This is a genomic window from Neisseria sp. HMSC069H12 (assembly GCF_001812735.1).
Classification (GTDB): domain Bacteria; phylum Pseudomonadota; class Gammaproteobacteria; order Burkholderiales; family Neisseriaceae; genus Neisseria; species Neisseria subflava.
This window is the reverse complement of record NZ_KV810302.1, coordinates 31,037-48,754: the sequence shown is the minus strand read 5'-3', so window position 1 is coordinate 48,754 and position 17,718 is coordinate 31,037. Positions and strand designations below refer to the sequence as shown.

The 17,718-nt window shown below is 51.2% G+C and carries 12 protein-coding genes, 1 tRNA gene and 3 pseudogenes; 4 read left to right on the top strand and 12 right to left on the bottom strand.

The annotated features are described in order from the left end of the window. Positions 1–54 precede the first annotated feature (54 nt). The 5 genes from HMPREF2872_RS10125 to argB form a co-directional block, all read right to left on the bottom strand. The gene (locus tag HMPREF2872_RS10125; protein WP_070633371.1) at positions 55–762 is read right to left on the bottom strand and encodes an SIMPL domain-containing protein; all 708 of its coding nucleotides are present in this window, start codon (positions 760–762) and stop codon (positions 55–57) included. Between the two features lie 111 nt (positions 763–873). After that, positions 874–1,365, bottom strand: a complete 492-nt coding sequence (locus HMPREF2872_RS10120; protein WP_070633369.1) for a DUF1841 family protein — start codon at positions 1,363–1,365, stop codon at positions 874–876. A gap of 101 nt (positions 1,366–1,466) precedes the next feature. Next, positions 1,467–1,742: a cell division protein FtsB gene (gene ftsB / locus HMPREF2872_RS10115; RefSeq protein WP_003679613.1), complete on the bottom strand. Its 276-nt coding sequence runs from the start codon at positions 1,740–1,742 to the stop codon at positions 1,467–1,469. A 23-nt stretch (positions 1,743–1,765) separates the two neighbouring features. Beyond that, positions 1,766–3,052 (bottom strand): phosphopyruvate hydratase, encoded by a 1,287-nt coding sequence (gene eno, locus HMPREF2872_RS10110; protein WP_070633367.1) that lies wholly within the window; start codon positions 3,050–3,052, stop codon positions 1,766–1,768. Positions 3,053–3,313: 261 nt separating this feature from the next. After that, positions 3,314–4,201: an acetylglutamate kinase gene (gene argB, locus HMPREF2872_RS10105; protein ID WP_070633366.1), complete on the bottom strand. Its 888-nt coding sequence runs from the start codon at positions 4,199–4,201 to the stop codon at positions 3,314–3,316. Positions 4,202–4,374: 173 nt separating this feature from the next. Here argB and HMPREF2872_RS10100 point away from each other — a divergent pair, with 173 nt between their 5' ends. Together HMPREF2872_RS10100 and lgt are read left to right on the top strand one after the other, a co-directional pair. Next, positions 4,375–5,505: a M14 family metallopeptidase gene (locus HMPREF2872_RS10100; protein WP_070633364.1), complete on the top strand. Its 1,131-nt coding sequence runs from the start codon at positions 4,375–4,377 to the stop codon at positions 5,503–5,505. 74 nt (positions 5,506–5,579) lie between these two features. Beyond that, on the top strand, positions 5,580–6,440 hold the full coding sequence (gene lgt / locus HMPREF2872_RS10095) for a prolipoprotein diacylglyceryl transferase (protein ID WP_003746206.1): 861 nt from the start codon (positions 5,580–5,582) through the stop codon (positions 6,438–6,440). Positions 6,441–6,517: 77 nt separating this feature from the next. Here lgt and trkA read toward each other — a convergent pair whose 3' ends face one another. From trkA to HMPREF2872_RS10070, 5 genes and pseudogenes are all read right to left on the bottom strand, one after another. Further along, positions 6,518–7,930: a Trk system potassium transporter TrkA gene (gene trkA, locus HMPREF2872_RS10090; RefSeq protein ID WP_070633363.1), complete on the bottom strand. Its 1,413-nt coding sequence runs from the start codon at positions 7,928–7,930 to the stop codon at positions 6,518–6,520. Positions 7,931–8,025: 95 nt separating this feature from the next. Then, positions 8,026–9,547, bottom strand: a pseudogene (locus tag HMPREF2872_RS10085) (DASS family sodium-coupled anion symporter). A gap of 550 nt (positions 9,548–10,097) precedes the next feature. Further along, a pseudogene (locus tag HMPREF2872_RS10080) lies at positions 10,098–11,351 on the bottom strand (NADH-ubiquinone oxidoreductase-F iron-sulfur binding region domain-containing protein). After that, positions 11,348–12,976, bottom strand: coding sequence for an FAD-binding protein (locus tag HMPREF2872_RS10075; RefSeq protein ID WP_070633361.1), 1,629 nt, complete (start codon positions 12,974–12,976; stop codon positions 11,348–11,350). The pseudogene HMPREF2872_RS10080 and the gene HMPREF2872_RS10075 overlap by 4 nt, the downstream one beginning before the upstream one ends. Further along, positions 12,976–13,614 carry a 2Fe-2S iron-sulfur cluster-binding protein gene (locus HMPREF2872_RS10070; protein WP_070633359.1) on the bottom strand — a complete coding sequence of 213 codons (639 nt, stop codon included), beginning with the start codon at positions 13,612–13,614 and terminating at the stop codon, positions 12,976–12,978. The genes HMPREF2872_RS10075 and HMPREF2872_RS10070 overlap by 1 nt, the downstream gene beginning before the upstream one ends. A gap of 605 nt (positions 13,615–14,219) precedes the next feature. Here HMPREF2872_RS10070 and HMPREF2872_RS10065 point away from each other — a divergent pair. Then, positions 14,220–15,743: a fumarate hydratase gene (locus tag HMPREF2872_RS10065; protein ID WP_070633357.1), complete on the top strand. Its 1,524-nt coding sequence runs from the start codon at positions 14,220–14,222 to the stop codon at positions 15,741–15,743. Positions 15,744–15,896: 153 nt separating this feature from the next. Further along, positions 15,897–15,973: transfer RNA gene (locus HMPREF2872_RS10060), tRNA-Pro, on the top strand. A 154-nt stretch (positions 15,974–16,127) separates the two neighbouring features. On the opposite strand, the pseudogene HMPREF2872_RS10055 reads toward HMPREF2872_RS10060, so the two are convergent. Together HMPREF2872_RS10055 and yciA are read right to left on the bottom strand one after the other, a co-directional pair. Then, positions 16,128–16,919 (bottom strand): annotated as a pseudogene (locus tag HMPREF2872_RS10055) (formate/nitrite transporter family protein). Between the two features lie 246 nt (positions 16,920–17,165). Next, positions 17,166–17,600: an acyl-CoA thioester hydrolase YciA gene (gene yciA, locus HMPREF2872_RS10050; RefSeq protein WP_070633356.1), complete on the bottom strand. Its 435-nt coding sequence runs from the start codon at positions 17,598–17,600 to the stop codon at positions 17,166–17,168. Positions 17,601–17,718 lie beyond the last annotated feature (118 nt).

Sequence of the window (17,718 nt, the reverse complement as noted above, 5' to 3'; positions counted from 1 at the left end):
GCCGTCTGAAAAATATACTTTCAGACGGCCTTTTAAATGATTTAAAAGAAAATCCTACATTTGCACCGAGCCGCTGACGGTCAGGCTGATCTCTTCCGAACCGGGGGAGGCAGGTATGCCATCTTCTATTCCTGCCGCCATCTCTGCGGCGGGGATTGCACGCAGCATTTTGGCGTGTGCAAAGTCGCCGCCGACTTGGCGGTTGCCGATATGGCCCAGGTTGAGTTTAACGATTTTGTAGCTGGAGAAGCCGAGCGTTTGGGCGAGATTTTGGGCGCGGTCTTTGAAGCGCAGGATGACGGCTTTGCTCAGTTGGTCGACGGTTTCTTCGCGTTTTTCTTTGGATACGGAAAATGAGGAGCTTTCCAAAACGGCGATATTGATGCTGTCGGCAATCAGGCGGTTGAGTGCTTCAAAGTCTTTGCTTTCTACTTTGAAGTAGGCGTGTTCTTCCCAGCCGGTTTGGGTGCGTTTGCCGTTGGTGTATTGATAGCGCGGGGATGCGTTGCGCTCCATCAGCTCGGCTTTAAATTTGCTGTTTTGGGAGATTTTGTTGAACTGGTTGAATTTTTTCATGAAGGCTTGGTTGACGGCTTGACGGTCTTTGCCTTCGGCGTTGACGCTGAAATGCGCGGTCATGGTATCCCGCGGCACTTCCATATTCGCAGATTCGGAAAATTCAACGATGTTGTAGTTGAGGCTTTCTGCTGCAACGGGCAGGGAGGCGGCTAGCAGTAGGGCGGTAAGGGCTGGGCGGAGCATTTTGTTTTCCTTGTGATGCGGATTTCAAAAAAGTAATTTAGCATGAAAGATGGAAACGTTGGCTTTGGCAAGCGTAAGGATTTGTATGGGTTGAGGCCGTCTGAAAAGAAGTTACTTTGTATCCATCAAGCCGACTTCATGGGGATTGAGGCGGGCTTTTTCTTCTTGACCTAAGCCGACCAATTTCCGCAAGCGGGTCATGTAGGCGTTGACATCAAGGCCCCGTCCGTAGCGTTGTGCTTCCCAGATGGTTTCTGCCAAGGCTTCCATCATATCGTGTTCGGCTTTGACCCAGTCGCCGTTGTAACGGGCGCAAAGTTGTTGGTGGATGGCACGGATGCCCGAGGGCTGATCAATGGCGCTTTGTTCTTGTAGGGAAAGGTGTAGCGACATGTGCAGGAATGGGTTGCTTTCGCCGTCTTCGGGCAACCATTCTTTATCTAAATATTGTTCGATGTCTTTGAGATAGTGTCCGTATTCGGGATGGGCTTCGATAATGCGCAAAGCTTTTTGTTGTAGGCCGTCCAATTGGAGCGGCGCGAGCCTGTGTTGCCAGACGTGGGCAAAGAATCGGCGGACATCGTGGGTGTTTACGTCATACATGATGGGTGTAATTTGATTTTGGGATATGTGATTATATAGCGATTGCGATAAAAAAGGCCGTCTGAAACATATGTTTTCAGACGGCCTTTGTTTTGCAGGCTTTAGCGGCGGTCGATGATTCGGTAATACACTTCGCCGTCTTGGACATAGCCCAATTCGACGCGGGCAATTTCGGCGATGGCCTCTTGTCCGTGTGCCAAATCTTCAACTTCCGCATTGAGGAAATTGTTGCGTAAAGTGAGCGTTTGGTTTTTTTCCTCCTGACGGACGAGCTGCTCCTGCAATTCTTCCGTATGCCCGACGCTGCCTTTGCCAAACCAAAGGCTGTACTGACAGCACAAAAGTGCGAAGGTTAAAACAAAAGTCACCCACTTCATACAATCAATATCCTATATTCTGCTTATTTGCCCAGTTGGTAGAATGCGGCTTTGCCAGGGTAGTAGGCGGCTTCGGCCAATTCTTCTTCGATGCGCAACAATTGGTTGTATTTCGCCATGCGGTCAGAACGGGACAGGGAGCCGGTTTTGATTTGCATACAGTTGGTGGCAACGGCCAAGTCGGCAATGGTGCTGTCTTCGGTTTCGCCGGAACGGTGGCTCATCACGCTGGTGTAGCGGTTGCGTTTTGCCAAGTCAACGGCTTTCAGGGTTTCGCTCAAAGTACCGATTTGGTTTACTTTAACCAGCAATGCGTTTGCCACACCTTTTTTGATGCCTTCAGCCAAGATTTTTGGATTGGTTACGAACAAGTCGTCGCCGACCAATTGAACTCGGCCGCCCAATTTTTCGGTCAACAGTTTCCAGCCTTCCCAGTCGTTTTCGTCCATGCCGTCTTCGATGGAAACGATTGGGAATTCGTTAACCAGGCCTTCCAAGTATTCGGCAAATTCTGCGCTGGTGTAAGAGCGGCCTTCGGCTTCCAGATGGTATTGGCCGTCTTTGTAGAACTCGCTGGATGCGCAGTCCAGGGCGAACAATACGTCTTCGCCTGCTTTGTAGCCTGCGGCTTCGGTTGCTTCGACGATCAGTTGCAGGGCTTCTTTGTGGCTGTTCAGGTTAGGTGCGAAACCGCCTTCGTCGCCCACGGTAGTTGGGAAGCCTTTGGCATCACACAGTTTTTTCAGTGCGTGGAAAATTTCGGCGCCGCAACGCAGGGCTTCACGGAAAGATTTTGCGCCGACAGGCATGATCATGAATTCTTGGATGTTCAGGCTGTTGTTGGCATGTTCGCCGCCGTTGATAACGTTCATCATTGGAACAGGCAGAGCCATTGGGCCTGCACCGCCCAAGTATCGATACAGAGGCAGGCCTGCATCTTCAGCGGCTGCGCGTGCTACGGCCATAGAAACGGCCAAAGTGGCGTTGGCACCCAAGTTGCCTTTGTTTTCAGTACCGTCCAATTCGATCATGATTTGGTCGATATAAGATTGTTCGTTGGCATCGATACCGATGAGGGCTTGTGCGATTTGGTTGTTGACGTGGTCAACGGCTTTCAATACGCCTTTGCCCAAGTAACGGGATTTGTCGCCGTCACGCAGTTCCAAAGCTTCTTTTTGGCCGGTTGATGCGCCGCTAGGTACGGCTGCGCGTCCCATGACGCCGGATTCCAACAATACGTCACACTCTACGGTAGGGTTGCCGCGGGAGTCCAAAATTTCGCGTGCAAAAATATCAACGATTGCGCTCATGAATATCTCCAAATAGGATGGTAAAAGAAAAGTAGCTTTGTTACGTTTCAGACGGCCTTAAGGATGATTGCCAAAGTCTGATGAATGCAGACATTATACCGTCTTTGCCAAGTATGGTATCGGAGTCGGTATGAAACTGACTGTAAGTTTGTTTCACGTCAATATCGCTCAAACAAACATAAGCTGTATAGTGTAACATTTTTTACCCTTTTTAGGGTGAAAAGCTGATTAAATAAGGCATAAGGCCGTCTGAATAGCGGATTAGCCTTCGCCCAAAATCATTGAGCCTACGCCGTCATCGGTCAGCACTTCCAAAAGCAGGGCGTTGGGAACGCGACCGTCTATGATATGCGTGGCTTTGACGCCGCTTTTGGCAGCTTCGACGGCAGAGGCAATTTTAGGCAGCATACCGCCGTACAGCGTGCCGTCTTCAATCAGTTCGTCAATGCGGCTTGGTGTCAGGGTAGTCAGTAATTTGCCTTCTTTATCCAGTACGCCGGGGATATTGGTCATCATCAGCAGTTTTTCGGCCTGAAGTTTTTCCGCCAGTTTGCCGGCAACCAAGTCGGCATTGATGTTGAACGCTTCGCCGTTTTGACCTACGCCGACGGGTGCGATGACCGGAATGCAGCCGCGTTCGACCAAGCCTTCCACCAAACGGGTATCGATGTCTGCCACTGTACCGACTTGGCCGATGTCCACGCCGTTTTGTTCTGGCGTGTCGATCAGGAGTTTTTCCGCTTTGATGAAGTGGTTGTCCCGACCGGTAATGCCGACGGCGCGACCGCCGAAGGTGGTAAGCATGGAAACGATTTCTTTATTGACGTGCCCGCCCAAAACCATTTCCACAATGTCCATGGTTTCGCTGTCGGTCACGCGCATACCTTGAACAAACTCCCCTTTTTTACCGACTTTTTCCAACATTTCATTGATTTGCGGACCGCCGCCGTGAACGATGACGGGATGCAGGCCGATTAGTTTGAGCAGGACGACATCACGTGCGAAACCCTCTTTTAAGGCAGGTTCGGTCATGGCGTTGCCGCCGTATTTGATGACGATGATGGAGCCGGAAAAACGGCGGATATAAGGTAAAGATTCGGCAAGGACACGCGCCTTGATGGCAGGGGAGACAGATTGTTGCTGGGTCATGGTTTCAACCTTGTTTCATGATTTCGGCCTTATCTTAATCCCAAAGGCCGTCTGAAACAATATTTCCAAGCGCTTGAAATCCTGTTAAATCAGTTAAATGGTTGAAACCAGCCTCATGCAAACGGTAAAATGACGGTTTGCTTCGGCCTCTTCGCCGATTACTAAGGATACCCATGATGAAAATCAGCACCCAATTCGATGCCGGTTCGGTCGTTATCAAAGACTTGAGCAACCCTGCCGATATCCGCCTCGCCCTGCGTCCCGACAATGCTTCGGAGTTTGCCCAATGGTTTTACTTCCGTTTGCAGGGTGCGGCCTATCAAAACTGCGTGATGCATTTTGAAAATGCGGCGGACGCTGCGTATCCTTTGGGCTGGGAGGACTATCAGGCTTGCGCCTCTTACGACCGCCAAAATTGGTTCCGCGTGCCGACCAGCTACGAAAACGGCGTGTTGACCATCAACCATACGCCTTTGTCCAACAGCGTTTACTACGCTTATTTCGAGCCTTATTCCCACGAGCAGCATTTGAACCTTTTGGGCGATGCGCAGGGCAGCGGCTTGTGCCGTATCGACGATTTGGGCAGCACTGTTCAAGGCCGCGACATCAATCTTCTGACCATCGGCAACCAAGTCGAAAGCGATATGAAAGTCTGGATTATCGCCCGTCAACATCCGGGCGAAACCATGGCGGAATGGTTTGTCGAAGGTTTGCTGGGCCGCCTGCTTGATCCGCAAGATCCGACCGCGCGTATGCTGCTTGACCGCGCGACTTTCTACATTGTGCCGAATATGAATCCGGACGGTTCGGTTTTGGGTAATCTGCGCACCAATGCCGCCGGCGCCAACCTCAACCGCGAATGGGAAACCCCGACTTTGGAGCGAAGTCCTGAAGTCTTTACCGTCCGCGAAAAAATGATGGAAACCGGTGTGGATTTGTTCTTGGATATTCACGGCGATGAAGGTCTGCCGTTTGTCTTTGTGGCCGGTACCGAAGGCGTGCCGAACTACAACGAGCGCATCGAAGCCTTAGAAGATCAATTCAAACTGGCGTTGCTCAATGCCAGCCCAGATTTCCAAGACGATTACGGCTATGACAAAGATGCGCCGGGTCAGGCAAACATGACTTTGGCGACCAACTGGGTCGGCAATCATTTCAACTGCCTTGCCTATACTTTGGAAATGCCGTTTAAAGACAATGCCAACCTGCCGGACGACGATTTCGGCTGGAACGGTCAACGCTCGCTGCGCTTGGGTGAGGCAATGTTGTCTGCTATTTTGAATGTGGTTGGCGATTTGCGTTAAATCGTCCGATACTGCATACAGGCCGTCTGAAAGTTCAGGCTTTCAGACGGCCTTTGAGATAAGGAACACACATTATGATGATACATCCCCAGTTTGATCCGGTGCTGATCAGCATCGGCCCGCTTGCCATCCGCTGGTATGCCTTGAGCTATATTGTCGGCTTTATCCTGTTTACGATTTTGGGCCGCCGTCGTATCGCGCAGGGCAATTCTGTGTTTACTAAAGAAACACTCGACGATTTCCTGACTTGGGGTATCCTGGGCGTCATCTTGGGCGGCCGTATCGGCTACGTTTTGTTTTATAAATTTTCCGACTATCTTGCCAACCCTTTGGATATTTTCAAAGTTTGGGAAGGCGGCATGTCGTTTCACGGCGGCTTCTTGGGCGTGGTCGTTGCCATGTGGCTGTTTGGCCGCAAGCACAACATCAGTATCTTGAAATTGATGGATACCGTTGCGCCGCTCGTACCGCTGGGCTTGGCTTCCGGCCGTATCGGCAACTTTATCAACGGCGAACTTTGGGGTCGCGTGACCGAACTCAATGCTTTCTGGGCGATGGGTTTCCCGCAAGCGCGTTACGAAGATGCGGAAGCTGCGGCGCACAATCCTTTGTGGGCCGAATGGCTGCAACAATACGGTATGCTGCCGCGCCATCCGTCTCAGCTTTACCAATTTGCCCTTGAAGGCATTTGCCTGTTTGTCATTGTTTGGATTTTTTCTAAAAAACCGCGTCCGGCCGGTCAAACAGCAGCATTGTTCTTGGGCGGTTACGGTTTGTTCCGCTTTATTGCCGAATTTGCCCGCCAGCCTGACGACTATCTCGGTCTGTTGACCTTGGGCTTGTCCATGGGTCAATGGTTGAGCGTACCGATGATTGTATTGGGTGTGATTGGTTTTGTTTGGTTTGGCCGTAAAAACAGTGTTGCCAAAGCATAAATAAAACAATAAATAAAGGCCGTCTGAAAACCTTTTCAGACGGCCTTTTTATGGCTTCAAGCAAACGGATTTCAGGTTTAACCGAAAAAGCCCATTTTGACTTGAATGAGTTTTTCCAACTCCGGCAGGACGCGGCGGCGTGAGACGAAGAAGATAATGTGGTCGCCGTCTTGCAGGATGGTTTCGGTGTGGTGTCCCATGATGACTTCGCCGGTTTCGCCGCGGACGATGGCGGCGATGTAGCAGTCGCTCGGCCATTTGATGCCGCTGATGCGGCGGCCGACGATGGAGGAAGTGTTTTTATCGCCGTGTACCACCACTTCGATGGCTTCGGCCGTACCGCGGCGCAAAGGATGGACGGCAACGATGTCGCCGCGGCGGATGTGGGCCAGAATGGAGCCGATGGTAATCAGATGGGGAGAAACAACGATGTCGATTTTGTTACCTTCGAGCAAATCGACGTAGCTTGAGCGGTTGACGATGGTAATTACGCGTTTGGCACCAAGGTTTTTCGCCAACAGACTGGACATGATGTTGTTTTCGTCATCATTGGTCAGCGCGCAGAAGACGTCGATTTCGTCGATGTATTCTTCGTCCAGCAGGGTTTCGTCGGTGGCTGAACCTTGCAGGACGAGGGTGTTGTCCAGATTCTCGGCCAGCCATTCGGCGCGGTGGGGTTTGTATTCGATGATTTTGATGTCGTATTTGGATTCGAGCTGCTTGGCGAGGCGGTAGCCGATGTTGCCGCCGCCGGCAATCATGATGCGGCGGGTACGCGCTTCTTTCGGACGCAATTCGCGCATGATGGCTTCAACGCTGTTGATGTCGGCGGCAAACAGGACTTCATCGCCTTCGATGATGACGGTTTGCGGGGTGGGGACGATCAGGCGGTTGTTGCGGTAGATGGCGCAGATTTGGCAGTCAACGCCTTCGAGCAGGTGCTGGTTGATGTCGGCAATTTCACGCCCGATCAGCAACCCGCCTTTGCGGGCTTGAACAATCACCATGCGCACTTTATCGTTGGCGAAACTGAGTACCTGCAATGAGCTGGTGTAGTTGAGCAGGCCGACGAGTTGTTCGGTAACTAGCTGTTCGGGGCTGATGGTTTCGGTAATGCCGAAGATGTTGAGGCTGCCTTCTTCGGGTTTGTCGCTGCCGGCAACCGGATATTCGAGGTATTCGCTTGAGCGTACGCGTGCAATACGGCTGGGGATGTTGAACAGGTCGGCGGCGATTTTGGAGGCAACGATGTTGGTTTCGTCGCTGCGGGTCAGGGCAAGCAGGAGGTCGGAGTCCGCCGCACCTGCCTGTTCGAGGGTAAAGGGCGATGCGCCGTTGCCGACGATGGTTTGGACATCAAGGCGGCTGCTGATACGGTTGAGCGCTTTTTCGTCGATGTCGATAATAGTGACGTCGTTGCTGGGAACGGAGGCAAGGTTTTGGGCGACGGTCGAACCGACTTGGCCGCTGCCGAGGATGAGTATTTTCACGGTAATTGAGTGTGTTCGGTAAAAATGGAATTGTAACAAAAGGCCGTCTGAAATTGGAGTTCTCAGACGGCCTGTGTTTTAAATAAGCCAGAGGGTTACCAGTAGCCCAAAACTTTCCACCACAATATACCGACAGTGCCGAAAATCAGGATTTCGAGCACGCTCATGATGAAGCCGGCTTTCCATCATTCGGTCATGGTCACATAGTTGGAGCAGTAAATGACAGGAGCGGAACCAGTGGCGTAGTGGGTTAGCGACATCATGATGCCGGTAGCGGATGCCATAACCAGGGCAAACAACATCGGTGGTGCACCCAAGGCCAAGCCTGCGCCGTAGAATGCGCCGAACATGGCAGTAACGTGTGCCGTGCCGCTGGCGAAAACGTAGTGGGCGTAGAGGTAGGCCAGCATCAACAGGGCACAACCGGCTTCCCAACCCAAGCCCATGTGGGCGATACCGCTTTGCATGGAGTCGGATAACCAGCTGATGAGGCCCAGTTTATTGAGGAAGTTTGCCATCATCACCAAGGCCGCAAACCAAACGATGGTGTCCCACGCGCTTTTTTCTTTCAGCGCGTCGTCCCAAGTCAGTACGCCGGTCAAAAGACACAGGCTCAAGCCGAGGAAGGTGGTGGCGGTAGCATCAACTTTCACGCCGAACAGCATCTCGGGATTGGGACGAGTGGGCGGAATTTTATAAACCGTTCGTAGCATCAACTTTCACGCCGAACAGCATCTCGGGAATACCCGCCCACAACAGCAGCAGAACCAGGAAAATGCCCAGCATGATTTTTTCTTCACGCTTCATCGGTCCCATGGCAGCCAAATGCTCTTTTGCCAATGCAGTGGCGTTAGGGGTTTGTTTGATTTCAGGCGGATACAGGAAATACAGCACCAGCGGCATCAGCCGCATAGCAAGCAGGCCGGGTACGACCATCGCCAAGAACCAAGTACCCCAAGAGAGTTGGATTTGCGAATTGGTGGCTTTGGCAACCAATTCGACTACCAGCGGATTGGGTGCGGTAGCAGTGATAAAAATCAGACAGGTAATCACGTTGGAGTGGAAGTTGACCAAAGAAAGGTATTTACCGATTTTGCCTTCCGTGCCTTTTTCAGGATCGCAGTCGAAGCTTAAGGCAATGGATTTCATAATCGGATGCACAATCGCACCGCCGCGCGCGGTATTACTCGGCGTTACCGGACCGATGACCAAGTCGGCCAATGCCAAGCTGTAACCTACGCCCAGCGTGCGTTTGCCGAAGAGGGAAATCAAGAGGTAGCCGATACGCATACCCAAGCCGGTTTTCAACAGGCCGCGCGAGATGATGATGGCGATACCGATCATCCAGATGAGTGAGTTGTTGAGGCTGCTCAAAGCGTCTTTGGTTGCGTCGGCGGCTTTTTCGTTGGTCACGCCGGTCAGCGCGACCAAGGTAATGCCCAAAATCGCCATTGCACCGATAGGCATGGCTTTGCCGATGATGCCGGCAATGATGCCGACAAACAATGCCAAAAGATGCCATGCGTCAGGCGATACGCCTTGAGGAACGGGGATAACGAACCAGATAAGCAGCGTCAGCACAAGTGCGACCGCAGCAGGAATTGGCTTGAAGCCCATGTTGAGTCTCCTAGTTTGAGGTATCGGGGAAATCGGATTTCAGACGACGTGTGCCTGATTTTGGCGGGGAGAGGTCGTCTGAAACGTATTTGGGTGTGGTTGTTTTTATGTTTTTCTTTTGGGTGTTTGTGTCATGCGTATTTTTGTGTTGCCATCTTTTTCAGACGACGTTTCTTGAGCTTTTACGTTTTGCCCTCTCCCTAACCCTCTCCCACGGGGAGAGGGAATAATGGCGTTGAAATCAACCGTTATCAGATTTTCGCAATCTGTCCCCTCTACCCGCGGGAGAGGGAATAATGGTGCTGAAATCAACCGTTATCGGATTTTCTGTAATCCGTCCCCTCTTCCCGTGGGAGAGGGTTAGGGAGAGGGCAAAACCTCAAGATACACCGTATCGTTTTTTTCTGCTGGCGAAGCATTTGGTAAGTAGTTTGGGAAGGTTCGGTTGTGAAACCCAACAAAGAATTAAATGTTGGTTCATGTCCCAACCTACGAGCATTTTTCAGACGACCTCCTATATAGAAAAGGTCGTCTGAAACGCCGTATCGGATTAATCCTGCTCCGCCGGCAGGCCGTATTCTTCGGGGAAGGTGCGCAGCGAGCTTTGCAACACGGTAACCGCGCCGTCAATCAGGCCGCAGCGGCCGCTTCGTGGCAACAGTTGGCACAGGCTTTGCAAGGCGCGGAGGTCGTCTGAAGTGCCGATGCCGGTATCCACGCGGTTGAGCAGGCGTGAAAGTTGGAACGTGCCGCCTTTGCATGGCGGGCATTGTCCGCATGAGTTGGACGCAAAAAATTCCACATACTCAGCCACTTTGCGCACGACGCTGGTTCCTTCGGAAATCACAATCATCGCGCCCGTGCCGAGGCTGGATTTGCGTTCGCGCACGGACACGAAGTCCAAAGGCACATCCAAATCTTTTACGGTCAGGAGCGTGTTTGACGGACCGCCGGTAAATACAGCTTTAAACGTCCGTCCTTCGAGCATACCTCCGCCGTGGTCGAAAATCAGCGATTGCAGGGTCGTACCCATCGGCAGTTCGTACAGACCCGGATTCAATACGTCGCCGGAGAGCGAGTAGAGTTTCGTGCCTGCAGCATCGCCCAGACCCAGCGATTTGTACCATTCCGCGCCTTTGGCAAGGATTTGCGGGATGTTGGCGAAGGTTTCGGTGTTGTTGATTAAGGTCGGTTCGCCTTCTACGCCGCTTTCAGCAGGGAACGGCGGCTTGCGGCGCGGGAACGGGAAACCGCCTTACAACCATGAAATCACGGCGGTTTCTTCGCCGCCGATGTAGCGGCCTGAAGTTTCGACCAATTTCAGGTCTAAAGGTTTGCCCAGATAGTTTTCGATGCGGATGAACAAATCGCTTTTTTTCCACTGCTCGATGGCGGGTACGATGGCGGCAATGGATTCGGTCTGGTGCGGGTTGACATACATAATCGCTTTGTTGGCGCGGCAGGCGACGGCGGCAATCAGTACGCCCTCGATGACTTGGTGCGGCGTTTTCGCCAGCAGCACGCGGTCTTTGAACGTACCCGGTTCGTCTTCGTTGGCATTACAGACGACGTATTTGTCGCCGTGTTTGCTTTGTGCGGCAACGGCCGCCTCCCATTTGCGCCAGGTCGGGAAACCTGCGCCGCCCATGCCGCAGAGGTTGGCGTCTTGCAGCTTGGAAACGATGCTTTGAGGATCGGCAAGTGCCGCCAGCAGGCCTTCGCCGCCGCCGACTTTGCGCCACGCGGCCAAATCCGCGCCGACTTGACGGGACGAGTGCAGTAAGTTTTGATTGGCTTGGTTCATGATTGTTGCTCCTGCAAACCGGCGTGTTCGCGCAAATCGAATTTGCCGTAGTCGGGATATAAAACGGGGGCTTTGATGTCGCTGGTCAGTCCGGCGCGGGTCATTTCGCGTTGCAGATCGTGGACGTGTCCGACACCGCCGCGTACTTTTTTCAGCGGCAGGCCGCAATTTGCGGCAGCCTTACCTGCGCGGCGGCCGAAGCTGATGATGTCCAAAAGCGCGTTGCCCATCAGGCGGTTGCGGCCGTGGATGCCGCCGGTTACTTCGCCGGCGCAATAGAGGCCTTCGACGCAGGTTGCGCCGTCGCCGTTGATTTCGACACCGCCGTTTTGGTAGTGCAGGGTCGGATGAATCATTACAGGCTCGACGGCGGGGTCGATGCCGCATTTATGGGCGACGTGGCCGAGCGTAACCAAACGGTTCAACACATCAGGATCGTTTTCAATCAGGCGCGGGGTGTCGAGGAACACGCCGACCTGTCCGTCGCGTACTACGCCGCGGCCTTCGCGGCACTCGCGCAAAATGGCGGCGGCAACAACGTCGCGCGGCTGCAGTTCGTCAACGAAACGTTCGCCCAAGCCGTTGACCAGTTTGGTCCCTGCGGAACGCACGGCTTCGGAAATCAGTGCGCCCGCCAAGTGCGGCGGATGGGCGACGCCGGTCGGATGGTATTGGAATGAATCGATGTCGCGCAGTTTCGCGCCGATGCGGTATGCCATCACCAGACCGTCGGCGGTTGCACCGTAGTGGTTGGAAGTGGCGAAACCCTGCAAATGCAGCCGTCCGCTGCCGCCGGTTGCCAAGACCACGGCTTTGGCGTGAACCAATACCAAAGAGCTTTTTTCCAAATCATACAAAATCGCGCCGACGCAGCGGCCGTGTTCGTCCGACAATAATTCGATGGCGGGGTGGCGGTTGAGCTGGGTAATGTTTTCGTCGAGTTCGACCGCCTCGCGCAGTACGCGCATCATTTCGAGGCCGGTAAAGTCGCGGTAGCTCAGGATGCGCGGCACGGTCGTGCCGCCTGCACGTTTTCGGCTCAACATGCCGTTGCTGTCCGCGCCTTTGGCAAGGTCGAAAGTCATGCCCAAACCGATCAGCCAGCGGATGGCGGACGGCGCGTCGGTAACCATTTGCGCCACCAATTCTTTCTTGCCTGCGTTGTGGCCGCCTTTGATGGTGTCATCAAAGTGTTGTTGCAGGCTGTCTTCCGCGCCGACTGCAGCCTGAATGCCGCCTTCTGCCATTACCGTATTGCTGTCGCCGATACGCAGCTTGTTCGCCATAATCACGCGCGCGCCTGCTTCGGTCGCAGACAACGCCGCCGCCGCACCCGCACCGCCGCCGCCGATAACCAGCACGTCGGTGTTCAAATGTTCCGCGCCCGACAAATCATAGTCGTCAATCAGCGGATGACTGATCAGCAGTTTCGCCAAATCAGGATGGCAGTAATCGCCCGTATTCGGACCGATGGGCAGTTTGACGCGCGCATTGGCCTGATAGTCGGGGTGAAACTGGCTCAACAATTCGTTTTTTTCCGGCAGGTCGCCACGCAGTTCCAATGAGGAAGCGCGCAGGTTGGCAAGGGCGGTTTCGTAGTCTATGCCTTGGATTTTTTTCGCCATCACATTGCCTCCTCTTCAAATTCGACTTTCATTTTGCCGCTGTCGATTTCTTGCAGGCGGCGCATCAAATCCACAGGGCGTAATGTACGCGCCGCTTTCATACGGCGTGCGAACAAGCCCAAGTGGTTCGGACGGATGTGTTCGGGGCAGGAGAGGGTGCAGAGGTTGCACATCACACATTGGTCGAAGGTCAGAGCAGCCGCGCCGAAATCGCCGGAAACTACTTGCGCTACGCCGTTTTCCACTTGCAAACCTTTAGGACAGGCGCGATTACAGCCGCCGCAATGGCGGCAGTTTTGCGCTTCAGGAAAGGCTTTGGCGGTATCGTCCAAACAGTTCCAGCCGTCGCCGACCTCGCTCACGTCGTAATATTGGATATGCTCGGGAATGAAGTAGTCCAAGAAGCTGACCTGCATCCCTTCTTCGACTTTGGTTTCACACGCCAACGCAGTCGTTACCTCACGCTCGCCTTCCTTGCGTATCATGCAGCGGCACGAACCGCACATGCCTTGCCCCATACAACCGACGTTGGCAGTAATCGCGCTGCCGGCACGGGCATAGGCCTGAATGATTGACGAGTCGGCGGAAGCTTTGACTTCATGGCCGTCTATGGTCAGGGTTAACAAATTTTCATTCATGGTTTGTTCCTGTGAAATTGGAAGTTGGAATAGTGGATAATTTAATTAATTGTATTTTTATTACATTTATTGCGTGTGAGGGAATATCCAAGTTATTTACTCAGAAATTCTTTTAAAATCAATATTTATCTGTATGAGTCGAAGTGTATTAGAATTTAGTGGTTTTGATGATAGGGATAACCTAAGGTTTCATAGAGGAATGATTGTAAACAAAAAATGACACGGATTTTACAATTGTGTATTGTATTGGAAAATAAGAAAGGCTGTCTGAAATTTTGTTAGTTTCCTTTTAAATACAAGCTACTAAATTTCTTTCTCAGATACTTAAGGCAAATATTTTCAGACGGCCGTGCAATAAGATTATCATTTAAAAACAATGTAATTTTACTTCTATTTAAGTGAATGGCTAGTGGATATAGATTATCAATAACCAAGTAATTTAATGCGATATTAAATTTCATTTAAATCAATAAGGTATGAAAATGATATTGTCTGGGTCATTCATTTGAAAGCACTATTACACTATTGAAGGCCGTCTGAAAAAATCGGTCTCTTAAAGAAATAAACAAATCCTCCCTACCATGACTCCGAAAAGGAACACAATCATGACCGTCATCAAGCAAGAAGACTTTATCCAAAGTATTTTTGACGCTTTCCAATTCATCAGCTACTACCATCCTAAAGACTACATTCAGGCTTTGTATAAGGCTTATCAAAAAGAAGAAAACCCTGCCGCCAAAGATGCGATGGCGCAAATTTTGGTCAATAGCCGTATGTGTGCTGAAGGCCATCGTCCGATTTGTCAGGATACCGGTATTGCGACCGTATTCTTGAAAGTGGGTATGGATGTGCAGTGGGATGCCGAGATGAGCGTACAGGAAATGGTTAACGAAGGCGTACGCCGTGCATACACCTATCCTGACAACAAACTGCGCGCCTCTGTATTGGCTGACCCGGCTGGCAAACGTCAAAATACCAAAGACAACACGCCTGCCGTTGTACATATGGAAATCGTGAAAGGTGACAAAGTCGAAGTCACTTGCGCAGCCAAAGGCGGCGGTTCTGAAAACAAAACCAAAGTTGCCATGCTCAACCCTTCAGACAATATCGTTGATTGGGTATTGAAAACCGTTCCTCAAATGGGTGCCGGCTGGTGTCCTCCGGGCATCTTGGGTATCGGTATCGGCGGTACGCCTGAAAAAGCAGTGTTGATGGCAAAAGAGAGCCTGATGAGCCATATCGATATTCAGGAGCTTAAAGAAAAAGCCGATTCCGGTGCAGAATTGTCTACAACCGAAGCCCTGCGTTTGGAACTCTACAAAAAAGTAAATGCTTTGGGCATCGGCGCACAAGGTTTGGGCGGTTTGAGCACCGTGCTGGATGTCAAAATCCTTGACTACCCAACCCACGCGGCTTCCAAACCGATTGCCATGATTCCAAACTGCGCAGCTACCCGCCACATCGAATTTGAATTGGACGGCTCAGGCCCGGCCAAACTGGAAGCCCCATCTTTGGAAGATTGGCCGGATCTGACTTACAGCCCTGACAACGGCAAACGAGTCGATGTCAACAACCTGACCAAAGAAGAAGTGGCCACATGGAAAACCGGCGACGTATTGTTGCTAAACGGTAAAATCCTGACCGGCCGCGATGCCGCGCACAAACGTTTGGTTGATATGCTCAATAAAGGCAAAGAATTGCCGGTAGATTTCACCAACAAACTGATTTACTACGTCGGCCCGGTTGATCCAGTCCGTGACGAAGTTGTTGGCCCGGCCGGTCCGACTACTTCCACTCGTATGGATAAATTTACCCGCCAAATGCTGGAACAAACCGGCCTCCTGGGTATGATCGGTAAATCCGAACGCGGCGCAGCGACTTGTCAAGCCATTGCCGATAACAAAGCTGTTTACCTGATGGCTGTCGGCGGCGCGGCATATTTGGTTGCCAAAGCCATTAAAGCATCTAAAGTCTTGGCGTTCCCAGAATTAGGTATGGAAGCGATTTACGAATTTGAAGTCAAAGACATGCCTGTGACTGTTGCGGTGGATAGCAACGGCGAATCGGTTCACGCCATTGCGCCAAAACAATGGCAGGCCAAAATCGGTATTATTCCGGTTGAAGCTTGATATTTGACTGAATAATCAAAGGCCGTCTGAACGATTTCAGACGGCCTTTTTTGCTTGCAAATAATTCAAATGTTTTCAAACAAGTAAATTTCCCTTTCTAAAAAGCACTTGTCAAAATCAGCGTTTGAAACTAAAATTCACGGCTTATCGAGTCGGAGTGTGGCGCAGTCTGGTAGCGCACTTGCATGGGGTGCAAGGGGTCGAAGGTTCGAATCCTTTCACTCCGACCAAAGAATTGGAAAGAGCCGTTTTAAAAACGGCTCTTTTTTTGTTTGGATGATTTATCTGAATAATGTGTCCGAATGGATTTTAAAACTTGATACCAATGCTGTCTGAAACAAAACCTGCTTTCTCAAAAGCAGGTTTTGTTGTTTATAAAGCAGGCTATTCGGTACTATCTTTCAGCGTGTCTCGATAAGTATAAAGATAAGATGCACCAACAAATGATGCGCCACCGACGACATTGCCCAGAAATACGGGAATCATATTGAAGAAAAATTGTCCCCATGTGATGTTTGCGCCTGCCAAAATACCTGCGGGGATAACGAACATATTGGCGACAAGGTGTTGGAAGCCGTTTAATACGAAAATCATGACGGGGAACCAAATGGCCAGCATTCGTCCGGTTGTGTTTTTAGCAGCAAAGTGCAGCCACGCGCTCATGCAGACCATCCAGTTACATGCGACCGCCGATACAAAAGCGCGACCGAAATCCATATGGACTTTTGCTTCCGCGACGACAATGTTTTTTTCTGCTACGCTGCCTTCAATCATGCCGACATAGTATCCGAGGAAAAACGCCATCGCCAGCGTACCCACCAAATTGCCCATGCAGACGATAACCTAGTTGCGCAGCAGCATTTTGGAGGAAATCCGTCCGGCCAATCTGCCTAAAGACATGATCATCATGTTACTGGTTACCAGCTCGCCGCCGCCAAGTAGGATACAAATCAAGGCGATAGGGAACACGGCTGCGCCGAGTAAAGTGGCAAAACCACTCCATTCATGAGGTATGCCGCTGACTACTTTTAAATAGGCAAGATATCCAAAGCCGATGTATCCGCCGGCTAAAACGCTCAAGATTGCCAGTGTGGGAATGCTGGATTGTGCTTTGGCGCAGCTTTTGTCGAGAACAACCTGTAAAATTTCCTGTGGGTATAAATCGCGCGAAGCCATGATGTTCCTTAAAGTGGGTTGAGGAGGGAACGCCGTTTTAAATGTGGCGCAAACTGTCGCGGTAGGGCAGTGTTATAAGGAGCCGGTGTACGGTCTTTGTTTTATCAATCAGCCTGAATTAAACATAAAAAACAGATACTTCACCTTGCTTTAGCTCAAAAGAAATATTATTACATTTTGCTTCTGTATTAAAAAAGGCCGTCTGAACGTTGAGGTTTCAGACGGCCTTGTTTTGATTTTTTAAACTTACAAATGAGCCAGCTTTGCATTGCTTTCGCGAGGAATAGGGCGTGGATTGCCTTGTGAATCGATAGCGACGTAAGTGAACACGGCTTCTGTAACCAGTTGGCGGTCTTCCGTTACCATATCGTTCATCAAAGTCTTCACCCATACTTCGATTTTTAGTTGCAAAGAAGTATTGCCTACGCGGACGCAATGACCGTAGCAACATACAACGTTGCCGACCTTTACCGGCCTGATAAAATTCATTTCTTGAACGGCCACGGTTACAATTCGTCCCTGTGCGATTTCTGCCGCCAAAATACCGCCGCCCAGATCCATTTGCGACATAATCCAGCCGCCGAAGATATCCTGATTAGGATTGGTATCGCGCGGCATGGCTACCGTACGCAATAAAAGTTGTCCTTCGGGTGCAGCATGTGTTTGTTTGTTGTCAGCCATAAATAATCCTGTCAAAAAATTGCTATTTTACGTCATTTATAGCGATAAACCTATGTAGGCCGTCTGAAAAATCAGCAGGCAAAGTGTTACAATCAACATATTCATCAGACAAAGGAGA